This is a genomic window from Janthinobacterium sp. HH102, assembly GCF_001758625.2.
In the GTDB taxonomy this organism is placed as follows: Bacteria; Pseudomonadota; Gammaproteobacteria; order Burkholderiales; family Burkholderiaceae_D; genus Janthinobacterium.
Map to the genome: position 1 here is coordinate 6273487 of NZ_CP062062.1, position 14686 is coordinate 6288172.

Below are 14686 nucleotides of genomic sequence, written 5' to 3' on the forward strand. Positions count from 1 at the left end.
TACCGTCTTATCCTCTGTACCTGCTAAGGTTATAGGGACAAGCCGTACGGGCAATTAGTACTGGTTAGCTTAATGCATTACTGCACTTCCACACCCAGCCTATCAACGTCCTGGTCTCGAACGACCCTTCAAAGAGCTCAAGGCTCTGGGAAATCTCATCTCAAGGCAAGTTTCCCGCTTAGATGCTTTCAGCGGTTATCTCTTCCGAACTTAGCTACCCGGCAATGCCACTGGCGTGACAACCGGTACACCAGAGGTTCGTCCACTCCGGTCCTCTCGTACTAGGAGCAGCCCCCTTCAAATTTCCAACGCCCACGGCAGATAGGGACCAAACTGTCTCACGACGTTTTAAACCCAGCTCACGTACCACTTTAAATGGCGAACAGCCATACCCTTGGGACCGGCTACAGCCCCAGGATGTGATGAGCCGACATCGAGGTGCCAAACTCCCCCGTCGATATGAACTCTTGGGAGGAATCAGCCTGTTATCCCCAGAGTACCTTTTATCCGTTGAGCGATGGCCCTTCCATACAGAACCACCGGATCACTATGTCCTACTTTCGTACCTGCTCGACTTGTCAGTCTCGCAGTTAAGCACGCTTATGCCATTGCACTATCAACACGATGTCCGACCGTATCTAGCGTACCTTCGAACTCCTCCGTTACACTTTAGGAGGAGACCGCCCCAGTCAAACTGCCTACCATGCACTGTCCCCGATCCGGATAACGGACCAAGGTTAGAACCTCAAACAAACCAGGGTGGTATTTCAAGGTTGGCTCCACGAGAACTAGCGTCCCCGCTTCAAAGCCTCCCACCTATCCTACACAGATTGGTTCAAAGTCCAATGCAAAGCTACAGTAAAGGTTCATGGGGTCTTTCCGTCTAGCCGCGGGTAGATTGCATCATCACAAACATTTCAACTTCGCTGAGTCTCGGGAGGAGACAGTGTGGCCATCGTTACGCCATTCGTGCAGGTCGGAACTTACCCGACAAGGAATTTCGCTACCTTAGGACCGTTATAGTTACGGCCGCCGTTTACTGGGACTTCAATCAAGAGCTTGCACCCCATCATTTAATCTTCCAGCACCGGGCAGGCGTCACACCCTATACGTCCACTTTCGTGTTTGCAGAGTGCTGTGTTTTTATTAAACAGTCGCAGCCACCAGTTTATTGCAACCCTTTCACCCTCATGGAGTAAACCAATCAAGCTACCGGGGCGTACCTTTTCCCGAAGTTACGGTACCAATTTGCCGAGTTCCTTCTCCCGAGTTCTCTCAAGCGCCTTAGAATACTCATCTCGCCCACCTGTGTCGGTTTGCGGTACGGTCTCGTATGACTGAAGCTTAGAGGCTTTTCTTGGAACCACTTCCGATTGCTTCGTGAATAAATTCACTCGTCCCATCCCCTTGAATCCTGCGCCCGGATTTGCCTAAGCGCCTTCTATGAGACAGAAACTGACTATTCCAACAGTCAGACAACCTTCCGCGATCCGTCCCCCCATCGCATCATACGACGGTGCAGGAATATTAACCTGCTTCCCATCAGCTACGCATCTCTGCCTCGCCTTAGGGGCCGACTCACCCTGCTCCGATGAACGTTGAACAGGAAACCTTGGGCTTACGGCGTGGAGGCTTTTCACCCCCATTATCGCTACTCATGTCAGCATTCGCACTTCTGATACCTCCAGCATCCTTTACAAGACACCTTCGCAGGCTTACAGAACGCTCTCCTACCATATGCTTACGCATATCCGCAGCTTCGGTGACTGGCTTAGCCCCGTTACATCTTCCGCGCAGGACGACTCGATCAGTGAGCTATTACGCTTTCTTTAAATGATGGCTGCTTCTAAGCCAACATCCTGACTGTTTTAGCCTTCCCACTTCGTTTTCCACTTAGCCAATCTTTGGGACCTTAGCTGGCGGTCTGGGTTGTTTCCCTCTTGACGCCGGACGTTAGCACCCGACGTCTGTCTCCCAAGCTCGCACTCATCGGTATTCGGAGTTTGCAATGGTTTGGTAAGTCGCAATGACCCCCTAGCCATAACAGTGCTCTACCCCCGATGGTGATACTTGAGGCACTACCTAAATAGTTTTCGGAGAGAACCAGCTATTTCCAAGTTTGTTTAGCCTTTCACCCCTACCCACAGCTCATCCCCTAATTTTTCAACATTAGTGGGTTCGGACCTCCAGGGCGTGTTACCGCACCTTCATCCTGGCCATGAGTAGATCACTTGGTTTCGGGTCTACACCCAGCGACTGATCGCCCTATTCGGACTCGATTTCTCTACGGCTTCCCTATGCGGTTAACCTTGCCACTGAATGTAAGTCGCTGACCCATTATACAAAAGGTACGCAGTCACGGAACAAGTCCGCTCCTACTGTTTGTATGCACACGGTTTCAGGATCTATTTCACTCCCCTTCCGGGGTTCTTTTCGCCTTTCCCTCACGGTACTGGTTCACTATCGGTCGATTACGAGTATTTAGCCTTGGAGGATGGTCCCCCCATATTCAGACAGGATGTCACGTGTCCCGCCCTACTTGTCGTACGCTTAGTACCACCGGTCCGATTTCACATACGGGGCTATCACCCGCTATGGCTCCTATTTCCAGAGGATTCTGTTATCGGTCCGACTATCACGTACAGGCTCCTCCCATTTCGCTCGCCGCTACTTTGGGAATCTCGGTTGATTTCTTTTCCTGCAGCTACTTAGATGTTTCAGTTCGCCGCGTTCGCCTTGCATACCTATGTATTCAGTATGCAATACCCTAAAAGGGTGGGTTGCCCCATTCGGAAATCTGCGGATCAAAGTGTGTTTGCTCACTCCCCGCAGCTTATCGCAAGCTACTACGTCCTTCATCGCCTGTAATTGCCAAGGCATCCACCATGTGCACTTATTCGCTTGTCCCTATAACGTTAGCCTCTGAAGACCGAAGTCCTCAAAGAGCGCTACAGGGATAAGAAAGTACAACGTTGTTGCTTGTTTGTTGATACATACAATCATTACCCATCGATTCGCTTGTTACGGCAAACCGATCAATAAATAATCTTTACTTCTTCCAGATTGTTAAAGAACATACAGCACTTGATCTCGAAAAGACCAAACCTAAATCCCGGTGCATTTATCAGCACTGATTTACGTTTGAACTTTTGGTGGAGGATGACGGGATCGAACCGACGACCCCCTGCTTGCAAAGCAGGTGCTCTCCCAGCTGAGCTAATCCCCCTAGGGTATTTCCAGACTACAGAAACTGGTAGGGCTGGTTGGACTCGAACCAACGACCCCCGCGTTATCAACACGGTGCTCTAACCAGCTGAGCTACAGCCCCAAATGCTGTTCTTTATATTAACAGCCGATAAGTGTGAACATTTGATGCGTGAATCATTTACATGATTCGTGCAAACTCTAGAAAGGAGGTGATCCAGCCGCACCTTCCGATACGGCTACCTTGTTACGACTTCACCCCAGTCACGAATCCTACCGTGGTAAGCGCCCTCCTTGCGGTTAAGCTACCTACTTCTGGTAAAACCCGCTCCCATGGTGTGACGGGCGGTGTGTACAAGACCCGGGAACGTATTCACCGCGACATGCTGATCCGCGATTACTAGCGATTCCAACTTCATGCAGTCGAGTTGCAGACTACAATCCGGACTACGATACACTTTCTGCGATTAGCTCCCCCTCGCGGGTTGGCGGCGCTCTGTATGTACCATTGTATGACGTGTGAAGCCCTACCCATAAGGGCCATGAGGACTTGACGTCATCCCCACCTTCCTCCGGTTTGTCACCGGCAGTCTCATTAGAGTGCCCTTTCGTAGCAACTAATGACAAGGGTTGCGCTCGTTGCGGGACTTAACCCAACATCTCACGACACGAGCTGACGACAGCCATGCAGCACCTGTGTACTGGTTCTCTTTCGAGCACTCCCCGATCTCTCGGGGATTCCAGCCATGTCAAGGGTAGGTAAGGTTTTTCGCGTTGCATCGAATTAATCCACATCATCCACCGCTTGTGCGGGTCCCCGTCAATTCCTTTGAGTTTTAATCTTGCGACCGTACTCCCCAGGCGGTCTACTTCACGCGTTAGCTGCGTTACCAAGTCAATTAAGACCCGACAACTAGTAGACATCGTTTAGGGCGTGGACTACCAGGGTATCTAATCCTGTTTGCTCCCCACGCTTTCGTGCATGAGCGTCAATCTTGACCCAGGGGGCTGCCTTCGCCATCGGTGTTCCTCCACATATCTACGCATTTCACTGCTACACGTGGAATTCTACCCCCCTCTGCCAGATTCTAGCCTTGCAGTCTCCAATGCAATTCCCAGGTTGAGCCCGGGGATTTCACATCAGACTTACAAAACCGCCTGCGCACGCTTTACGCCCAGTAATTCCGATTAACGCTTGCACCCTACGTATTACCGCGGCTGCTGGCACGTAGTTAGCCGGTGCTTATTCTTCAGGTACCGTCATTAGCAAGAGATATTAGCTCTCACCGTTTCTTCCCTGACAAAAGAGCTTTACAACCCGAAGGCCTTCTTCACTCACGCGGCATTGCTGGATCAGGCTTTCGCCCATTGTCCAAAATTCCCCACTGCTGCCTCCCGTAGGAGTCTGGACCGTGTCTCAGTTCCAGTGTGGCTGGTCGTCCTCTCAGACCAGCTACTGATCGATGCCTTGGTAGGCTTTTACCCTACCAACTAGCTAATCAGATATCGGCCGCTCCACGAGCATGAGGTCTTGCGATCCCCCACTTTCATCCGTAGATCGTATGCGGTATTAGCGTAACTTTCGCTACGTTATCCCCCACTCCAGGGTACGTTCCGATATATTACTCACCCGTTCGCCACTCGCCACCAGAGCAAGCTCCGTGCTGCCGTTCGACTTGCATGTGTAAGGCATGCCGCCAGCGTTCAATCTGAGCCAGGATCAAACTCTTCAGTTTAATCTCTGTTACTTTGCCGTTTTACCGGCACCGTCATTGCTGACGGGTCGCTCACTTCAAAAACAACTGACAGGCCACTTCTTGCGAAGCGTCCTATTTCATTTATTTCTTCGTGAACATTTGATATTTTAAGTTTTACAGCGATCCGAAGATCACTGCTGCACTTACATCAAATGCCCACACTTATCGACTGTTAATTGTTAAAGAACTGTATTCGGTGCTACTTTCGCGCTATTGACAAAGCGTTGTGTTTGTCAGCTGCGAAGAAGGAAGAGTATGAAGCGTTTCGGCTAATTCGTCAACCTTCTTTTTTACCCTGCTTTACTCGGCATTTGCATGCGTCGTTCAGCGAGGGGGCGAATTATAGCCAAGCGACAGCGTGTCCGCAAGAGCCATTTATGGCAAGACGAACGATTTCACCAAGGTCAGCTCGCCGGCGGCCCGCATCGGCACCTGGAAGCTCTGCAGCTTTTCCCGCGGCGTGCCTTCATTGGTGATGATCGACAGGCGGGCGACGGTCAGCATGGCGGTGTTCTCGCCGCTACCGTAGTAATTGACATACGCGTGATAATTGCCCTTCAGGGGTGCCGCGCTGGAAAAGATTTCAGGGCCATAGCCGGTCGTCACGTCCACATCCAGCGCGCCGCCATCTTTCAGGACGCGGTTGCCGTACCAGGCGTGGCCGCCGTCCGGCGTGACCACATGCAGATCAAGATCGGTGCCGGCGCTGTCCCACGACAGCACGATACGCAAGCGCGCTTGCGTCTTGCCCTGGTAGCTGTCGACAAACTGGGTCCGCGCGCGGCTTCTGCCATCGGGCGAGCGCACTTCCACGCTGTTCGAGCCGCTGCCGAAACCATAGGGGCGACCGTAGCTGCCATCCTCCCCCACCTCCATCGGCATCGCCACGCCATTGACCACCAAAGTGGCGGGCTTGCCCTTGACGGCGCCCGCGATACGCCCCCGTATCTGCGCCGTCTCGGCCTGGCCCGGCTGCAGGTTGGCCGACGCGGCGGGATAATTGACCGCTTGCGTGTATTCCTCCTGCGCGCCAGCCGAATTGCGCCAGCCGCCCTTCGGTGCATCGATGGTGACCTGGGCCTGGGCCCAGAGTGGCAACAGCATTAGCGGAATCGAGCAACGGATATAAAAACTCACAGGGCCTCCAGGTTAAGGTCGACGAGCCGGCGGGCCAGCCGCTCGACATATTCTTCGTCCTGGCCGCGCGGATGGCGGCGCAGGCCAAGGTGCAAATATTCATGGGCCAAGGTGATCCGGTCTTCGCGCGTGGCCAGCGGGCGCATGAAGATGCGGTTGCGCGACTGTTCCGAATACGGTGCGCCGCTGGACAGGGCGCAGACCAGCGGCGCTTGCGGCGGCGCCTCGTAGCCGGCCTCGCGCAGCAGCACGCGCTGCCAGCGCGGCACGGATCGCGCCAGCCAATCCTCGTTCTGCGCCAGGCGACGGCAACGCACGCCGGTATTGCCAACGGTGCTCAGCGCGCCGCCCGGATAGGCCGCCGCCAGCAATTCATCATAGTGCTTACCCTGTCTGGCCTGCCGCACCGCCTCGCTCCACGCCATCGTGCCCTCCGACGCTTGGTTGCTGTGATAGCGCACGGTGACGCCATCGACGATCAGCTGGTCGGTCCAGCGCGCAATCGCCAGCGCCGCCGGCGTGGCGGGGCTGGGACTGACGCGCTGGGTCGCGCTGCTGTCGGCGATCTGCTGGCAGCCCGCGACGGTTACTGCGTTCTGCTGCAGATACGTGCGCGCGGCAATCGCCAGCGCCTTGGCCGCTTCCTGCTCATTCGCGCTCGCTTCGCGGTCGAGCACGCGCGCCACATATTCATTGACGCCGAAGCGGCCGCGCAATTGCGGGCGGCCTCCCTGCTCTTGTACCAGCATCAACTCGCCGCTGCTGCGCAAGGCCAGGTTCTGGCCATTTTCGAACTGCACATGGTAGCGGCCATTGAGCGGGCCGGGCACGGCAACGCCGCGCTCGCCGCGCACGGCACGGATCGGATAGCGCTTGAAGTAATCGACAACCACGCAGCCGCCATCGTCGGCCGCACCCACTGGCGGCAGACTGGCAGCCAGCCTGGGCGCCCACTGTTCAAAGACATTACTGCTGCCGCCCGCGCCGCCAAACCAGATGGGGGTGCCGTCGGCCAGCCAGCCAGCCGCGCCGCCAATCCGTTCATCTACCCGGCGCTGCTCGTGCCAGGAATACGTCTTCACGCGCAACTGGCTGCCGAACCAGCGCGCCGTGCCGGCACCGCGACCATCGAGCACCACGCGCAGCAGCGCCGCTTCGGCATCCATCCGGCTGGCAGCCGGTATGCTGTCCAGCGCGCGCAGCAGGCTGTCCAGCCGTACCAGCCGCCCCGGCGCCAGCTGCGCGGGGTCCGCCAGCCAGGCAAAGTCGCCTGCCGGGGCGCTACCTAAACGGGTGGTCCAGTATTGGCGCCACGGCGCGGCCGTGATCATCAGACGCTTCGGCGAGAAGAAGGGGCCGCAGGACTGCGCCAGCGCCGCATCGTGGCCGATGCTCTGGCCCGCATCGCAGCAATATACTTCTTCCGGATCGCGGCCGCCGCAACGGTAGTCGGGCATCGCCACCTTGTTATCGCTCGCGTAGACATATACGAACAGCTTCCACAGGCTGGCCAGCGGCACTTGCCGCGCGCCGTCAAACGGCGGCGGCGCTGCGCCGCCCTGGCGCAGCTGGCGCACCTCCATCTTGCCGTCGCGCCACCAGGCCACGTCCAATGAAGCCGACCAGGCAGGCATGGCCAGCAGCAGGGCCGCCATCAATGCAGGACGTACAAAGCGCATCACTCGACCTTCAACGCGCGCGTGCTCTTGCCGCCGCCCTCGAAGGCTTTCTGCTCCGGCTGGTACATGCGGTAAAAGCGCGCCGGCGGCAGCACGTAACTGCCCTTCTGCGCAAAGCGCAGCAAATGGCGCACGGTCACGGCGCCTTCCAACGGCTCGACCGGCACCGCGTAACCGTCGCGGCGCTCCGTGTGGCGCGCGCGTTCCAGCGCGACCGGCTTGTCGCCCGCCATGACCATGCCCCAGGTCGTCGATTCGACCATGGCACCGGGCGGCAGCGCCACCTCCAGCAAGCCAAAGCGGTGCTTCGCACCCGGTGCCGCTTTCAAGGTGATTTCATCGAGGTACAGCGCGTCCGTGCTGAGCGCCTCGCCCGGCTTGACCAGCTCCGTCGTGTAGCCGCCCTTGCCCGCCTTCATGCGCAGGATGCGACGTTCGACGGCGACCGGCAAGGTTTGCGCTTCGGCGGCATAGCTGTCGTACTGCACCACAGCCACCGTGCCGGCCGGCGCCGGTGCAGCAAGACGCAATTTATCAGGCACGCCCTTGGCGTCAAGCCAGCGCCACAGCGGATGGCCGCTGCGGCTGTCGCGTTTCTGCCAGGCGCCGTCCAGCGCGACGGCCGGCCCCTTGCCGAACGATGCGCCACCCAGCTTCTTCTGCACCCACATCAACGTCATCGCGCGGTCCAGGGTCGGCATCTCGGCGCGCACGCCGGCCAGCACCGCGTCCGCCTGCGATGGCGGTATTTCGCCGGCCAGCATCAGCAAGGCTTGCGCCACTGGCGCTTTGGACTCGCGCAACACCTGCCAGGCGCTGGCCACTTGCAACTGCAGCGAATGCGGCAAGGCGACGCCATTCTGGCTGGCGACCAGCGCCACCAGGCCAAGGCTCATCGCTTGCGCTTCGCGATCAAGGGCTCCGCCCAGCAGCAGGCTGCTACTGTCGCCCGCCTGGCGCGGCTTGCCGCCCAAGGTGGCGATGGCGCTGTCGTCGACCAGGCCCGCGGCCAATGTCTGCGTGGGCAAGCCCATCTCGCGCGCCATCCACAGCACCAGCGCGCGGTCGCCCATCGCATCCTTCAAGCCATGTTCGCTGTAGACGGCCAGCAGCTTGTTCCAGTGCTCGGGCGGCAGTTCGATATGCAGCGCGCGCGCCGCGTACCAGTCGGCGTAATAAGCGTATGCCGTCATCAGGGCATTGCCGGCCGTGGCGTTGCCCCACCAGCCGAAGACGGCGTTCGGGCCGGCCATCGAGACCAGGCGCAGGCGCTGCGCCGTGAGCAGCGTTTGCAGGGCGCCGGCGTCCGGCCCCAGGCTTTGCGTGGCCAGCGCCAGCGGAATCAAACGGCTGGCCGTCTGCTCGACGCAGCCATACGGATAGTCGATCAGGTCGTCGGCAATGCGCGCGAACTGGCTGGCTGCTCCTTGAGCGAACGAGACGCGGAGATTGCGCGCGTCGGCCGGCAGCTTGAGCGGCATATCACCGGTGGCGCCATCGAGCGGCAGCACCAGCGAGCGCGGGCTGCTCCAGGCGGCGGGCAAGGTTTGCATGGCCGCCTCTAACGCGTCGACCAGCTTGCCGTTCTGTTTCAGTTCCAGGCGCAGCGGCCCGCTAGCGCCTGCAGCGAGCGAAAATTCGATGTAGTTGACGCCCGGTTTGGCGGCCAGCTTTTCCGTCTTCGGCTGCGCTCCGCCCGAGAGGACGACGTCGAGCGCCTGCTCCTTGCCCGTCTGATTGAACACGGCCACCGAGGCGCGCGGCGCATCGCCGGCACGCATCCAGTCGGGCGCCGTCCACTTGGCATAGAAGTTTTTGTCGGAACGCAGATAGGCGGTGCGCTGGCCCACGCGCCCCTGCTCATCCATCGCGCGGCCGGTGATCCTCCAGCGCGTCAGCGCGTCAGGCATGGTGAAGCTCACGCGAGCATTGCCGTTGGCGTCGGTCTTCAACGACGGCGCCCAGTAGGCCGTATCGATATTGTCGCGGCGCGGGCGTTCAAGCACCTTGACGCCGCGCTCGTTGTAGTTGTGGCGCGCGGGCGCGCCGGCCGTGCGGCCCTGCGCCATGTCGTAGCTGATGAAAGACAGGCTGGCCGTGGTGCGCACGTTGTTGCGGCGCGGATGGTAAAAGAAGTCGCCGATGTCGGGCGCTATTTCCGGCTGCAGCACATAGATCATTTCATCGACGACGCCCAGCGCCACCATGGTGCTCAAGGGCTTGCCGTCCAGCGTGGCCTTGACGTCCAGCGTGACCTTTTCGCCGGGCTGGTAGACCTCCTTGTCGCTCTTGAACTGCAGCGCGATGCGCGGCTCGATCACTTGCAGGCCGGCGTTCTCGAACACGAAATCGCCATTGCGCGTGTACGCCACCGAGAACGTCATGTTCGGGCCATGCTCTTCTTTTACCGGGATGCGCACTCTCCACTGGCGCGGCGCCACGCGCTTCGCCTGGTACCAATCCGCAGCGCCGGCCATCAAGCCATGGTGTTCCACCTTGTCGCGCTCGAGCGTCAGCAGCGCCTGGTCGACCTTGTCGGAGAAAGTGATCAATGCCTCGGCCGTGTCGCCCGGACGGTAGCGGGCGCGGTCCAGCACGATCTCGATGCTGCCCGGCGTCGTCTGCACGCCATCGCCGGCGACCCAGTGGCTGGCGGCGGCCAGCAGGTTGCCCCGTTCGTCGCGCAGCGCCAGCTGATACGAGCCGGAGGCCGGGAACGTCACGTCCCAGCCCTTGGCAGCCGGATCGAAGGCGCCCTCGGTCTTGCTCTGTTTTTCCAGCTGCACCATCTCCCAGCGCACGGGCTTGGCCGCGCTTTGGCCATCGGCCACCAGGTCGAAATGCACGTTTTGTCCCGGATCGGAAAACTGGCGCACGGCCTTCAGCTGGTAGCTGCTGCTCGAGCGCTCTATCATCAGCTCGCGCGTCGTCTTGACGCGGTAGGCCGCGCCATCGGTTGCCAGCACGGTCAAGATGTAGCGCGACGGATCGGCGGCGGGCGGCAAGGTGAAGTCCACATTGCCGCTGCCGTCGCTCGTCACTTCCTCGGTCTTCAAGGCCACCGGGAACAGGCCGCTGTAGCGCAGCTCCCCCTCGACCATGGTGTTTTGCTGGCCGCGCAAGGACAAGGTCATCTTCGCGTTTTTTACCGGTTTGCCATCGGGGTAGCGCAGCGCGATGCTGCCCTTGACCGCCTCGCCCGTCTTGAATTCCGGTTTCGATGGCTGGACGTTGATTTCAAAATGCGGCTTGACGTATTCGGCCACGCGGAAGGCCGCGCCATACACGCCATCCTTGTAATTGAAGCGCAGTTCATAGCCGCCGGCGGTGGCTTCCGTGGGCAGGCGGAAGCGCGTGTCGGCACCCGTATCGCCGGACAGCTGCAGCGTTTGCGTCAGCAGCGGCGTGCCGTTCGGATTGAGCACGCTCAAGCTGATCGGTGCAGCGCTTGCTGCCTGCGAGGCGCGCGCCGAGGTGAATTCGCGGCCCAGGAATTTGACGTTGACCTCGTCGCCGGGACGGTACAGGGGCCGGTCGGTCACCGCATAAATCTTGGTGTTATAGATTTCGCTGTCATAGTAAAAATTCTCGGACACGAACACGCCGCCGGCGCCGTCCTGGCCCAGCACATACGTGTGTTCAGGGCTGCCGCGCTCGAGCGACGCGACGCCATCAATGCCCGTCACGGCCGACTGCAGCACGCCGGTACCGTCCGTCCACGCCACGCTGGCGCCGGCCACGGCGGCGCTGTTGTCGCGCCGCGCCGTCCATACCAGCATCTGGCCGGAAGAGACCTTGGTGACGGCCACCGTGTCCGACACGAACACCAGGGTGGTGGCGCGGTGCTCGCCGATGATCGCTTCGACCAGGTACAAGCCCGGCTTGCGCTTGCCCAGCGGGATCATCACGTTGCCGGCACCGGCGACGATAAAGTCGCTGCTCGATCCATCGAGCTTGACGCCTTTCGGCGGCGCGATGGCCTTGGCTTGCCAGATCGGATAGCGGAAGCTGTCGACCAGCTCCATGCCCTTGATCGGCTTGTACTGCGGATGATTGGCAAATACGGTCGGCTTGCGGATCGCGTCCTTCGTTGCCAGTTGCGGCTGTTCTTTCGTGACCGCGAGGCGCGCTTCGCCGGAAAACAGCTTGCGCCAGGCCAGGCGCGACTGCTTCCACCAGCTATCCCACAGAAAGCTCAAGGTATTGGCCAGGCCCTCGCCCTGATAATTGCCCTCGACCTGGATGCGGTGCAGATTGCGCTGCTTTTTCAGGAATTCCATCGGCTCGGGCACGCGGTAGACGACGATGTCGGCGCCCGAATACGCTTCCAGGTTCATGCGCCCCATGTCGCGCCCGGGCACCTCGAGCCGCACGCGCGCTTCATCCAGACTGCCGTAGCTGGCGTCGGACAGCAAAAAGAAGGGCTCGCCCTTGAAGGTGCTGTAGTTGCTCGGTTCGCGCTGCTGCGCCGAGGCGCCGCCAATGAGGACCAAGGCCAGCAGGCTGGCAAGGAACAGCTTCATGACAAAAATCGGCTTCATGATAAAAACGCCAGCCGGAACACGCCGGCGAAATTCGGATTGTTGACCACAGGTTGCCACCGCGTGTCCTTCCAGCTCGTGAGTTCTTTGATATCGACGGTCCGCAGACCATTGTCGTCGGGGGTGACGGTGCCGGTGTGATAGGCGATGCGCGCGCCCATCCAGACCATCAGGTGCTGTTCGTCGCCCTGGTCGAAAAACAGCAGGTCGCCGGGCAGTGCCTGGCTGATCTCGCGGGCGACGAAGCGGCTGTTGTGCTGCACCAGCGCCAGCGCCGTGACGAAGTGGCCGACCTTGCCATCCGTCTGCACCCAGCGGTTGCGCAGGGCTGCCTGGTTCGCGTCCAGTTCCAGCTCGGGTGGCAAGCGCCGGTCGCTGGCGATGCCGTTCGCGTGCAGCCATTTCGCGTCATGCACGGTGAGCGCTTCGTTGACGGCAAAGCGCACCAGGCCAGCGCAATCGCGGTGCGTCCAGCGCGGCGACGGCCCCCGTTCGATCTGCGCGTTGACGATGCGCAGCATCCAGGCCTGAAACGCGCGGCTCTGGGCTTGCGACAGCTGCACTTGCCCCCCGGCGGCCGCGCGCAGTGCCCAAGCGGGTGCGGCGACAGCAGCGACGCACACCGCCAGCGCAGCGCGCCGTCCATGCGACACCGTCATCGCGCCGTCTCCTGCCATTCCAGCGTTTCCCACGACGTGCCGCTGGCTGGCTGCCGCTTGAGCACCATGCGCAGCGGCGGATATTTTTTCAGGGCGTTCAGGCGCGGCACCAGGTGTTCGTTGGCGGCCGCGCGCAAGACCGGTTCGTTATTCGCCGGCAGGGTATCGAAGGCTTCCAGCTGGATCAGGCGGGCCAGCGAGGCCGGCGCGATCAGGCCGATCGTGTGCGCGCCATCGGGCAGCAGGTCGCTGGCGGCCGGCGCCTGCTTGCGGCGCACGGCCAGCACCTGGTCCACCAGCTTGCCGTCGGCCGAGAAGACAACGGTATTGCCGGCCACGGCCAGCGCCGGCGTGGATTGGCCAAGGGCCGTGGCGACGCCGCGCTCCCAGCGAATGGCGCCATCCTTGCCGGTGGTCTTGCGCACGGGGTCCTTGCCGCCGATGGCCGCCGCGAACAGGCTGCCATAGACAGCGTCGTCGCCGGCCTGCGCACTGCGCGTGGCGACAAACACGGGCGTATGCAGGCGCGAACTGCCGTACCAGCAGGCGGCGGCGGGGCCTTGCAAGTGCCCGGCCAGCGGCACCACCGGCTCCGATGTCTTGCTGCCCAGGCGCTTGAGCACGGGCTGCAGCGCGGCCCAGTCCACCGGCACGCTGAAACAGGCGCTGGGATTATGCGGCAGCTGCGGCCACAGGGCGCTGCTATCATACGCACCGTTTTTCAGTTTATCGGCATTGAGCAGCACCTTCGATTGCCAGGTGCCCTGTTGAAAATCGAAGCGCAGCGCTTCGAGCGCGCCAAAGAAAGGCTGGTAGCCGAACGACAGGAAGTCGGCCTTGACGGCGATGCTGTGTCCCTCCGGCGCGGCTGGATCGAGATGGAATTGCGCATGAAAGACGTTTTGTTTCGCCGGCTCCGGCGCCAGCAGGCTGGCCACGGTTTTCTCGGCCGTGCCATCGCCATCCTTGCCGTCGCTGCCACCGTACAGCATGCCGGGATGGGACAGGATGACCAGGCGCTGGCCGTGCGCGGCAAACAGCAAGGTGCGCTGGTAGGCATAATTGAGCGCATACACGGGCACCTGGCCGCCATCGACGCGCAAGCTGCCGGCCACGCGCATCTGCGTATCCTTCAAGGCGATCTTGCCCGCTTCCTCGAGCAGGCGCGTCAGCTGGCTGCGCGAGACGGCGATGGCGAAATGCTTGAGCGAGCCGTCGGCATCGCGCCACAGGGCCACTTCCGCCGGCTGGTCCAGCACCATGCGCAGCATCTGGTCGCCCCAGCCCAGTTCATGCTCATAGGCGATGCGGCGCAGGCTGCCCTTGAGGCCCAGCCGGTCTTCGCTCTGCTCGTAATAGAACAGGAAATCCTCGCGCAGCACGTCGCGCGCCAGCGGCACCGTCAGCAGGTCGCGCGGCAAGGCCGACAGGCTTTTCGTGCGGACCAGCGCGTCGGGCCGCGATAAATCCAGCTTCAGGCCGTTGACCGGCCCCAGCGTGCCCCAGCCGAACACCCGGTAACCGACCAGCGCGGCCGCCACCAGCGCCACGCCGGCCAGTGCCCCGACCAGGACTTTTTTATTGAGTACTTTTTTCGCCAGCACCTTGTATCCCTTTTAGCCTGCCGCAGTATTGACAAGTTAGTAATTGTTGACAAATGGTAACATGGCATTGGCAGCCGCAGCGCACAGCTGACGCGACAGCGTAAA

The 14686-nt window shown here is 60.5% G+C and carries 5 protein-coding genes, 2 tRNA genes and 2 rRNA genes; all 9 read right to left on the minus strand.

What is annotated here, in order from left to right; genetic code table 11:
* Positions 1-33: 33 nt before the first annotated feature.
* A 23S ribosomal RNA gene (locus tag JAB4_RS28540) occupies positions 34-2907 on the minus strand.
* Positions 2908-3150: 243 nt separating this feature from the next.
* Positions 3151-3226, minus strand: a tRNA-Ala gene (locus JAB4_RS28545).
* A 25-nt stretch (positions 3227-3251) separates the two neighbouring features.
* Positions 3252-3328: transfer RNA gene (locus JAB4_RS28550), tRNA-Ile, on the minus strand.
* Positions 3329-3409: 81 nt separating this feature from the next.
* A 16S ribosomal RNA gene (locus JAB4_RS28555) occupies positions 3410-4940 on the minus strand.
* The 16S and 23S rRNA genes sit together here with 2 tRNA genes alongside, the layout of an rRNA operon.
* Before the next feature lie 396 nt (positions 4941-5336).
* Entirely contained in the window at positions 5337-6065 is a 729-nt protein-coding gene (locus JAB4_RS28560) for a DUF2135 domain-containing protein (RefSeq protein ID WP_070224745.1), read from the minus strand.
* A 29-nt stretch (positions 6066-6094) separates the two neighbouring features.
* Complete coding sequence (locus JAB4_RS28565) at positions 6095-7777, minus strand: DUF2300 domain-containing protein (protein ID WP_083287357.1); 1683 nt, start codon at positions 7775-7777, stop codon at positions 6095-6097.
* Positions 7777-12318, minus strand: a complete 4542-nt coding sequence (locus tag JAB4_RS28570; protein ID WP_083287358.1) for an alpha-2-macroglobulin — start codon at positions 12316-12318, stop codon at positions 7777-7779. Before JAB4_RS28570 ends, JAB4_RS28565 begins: the two co-directional genes overlap by 1 nt.
* On the minus strand, positions 12315-12977 hold the full coding sequence (locus tag JAB4_RS28575; protein WP_070224746.1) for a DUF1175 family protein: 663 nt from the start codon (positions 12975-12977) through the stop codon (positions 12315-12317). Before JAB4_RS28575 ends, JAB4_RS28570 begins: the two co-directional genes overlap by 4 nt.
* Entirely contained in the window at positions 12974-14581 is a 1608-nt protein-coding gene (locus JAB4_RS28580; protein ID WP_070224747.1) for a DUF2138 family protein, read from the minus strand. Before JAB4_RS28580 ends, JAB4_RS28575 begins: the two co-directional genes overlap by 4 nt.
* Between the last annotated feature and the right edge of the window lie 105 nt (positions 14582-14686).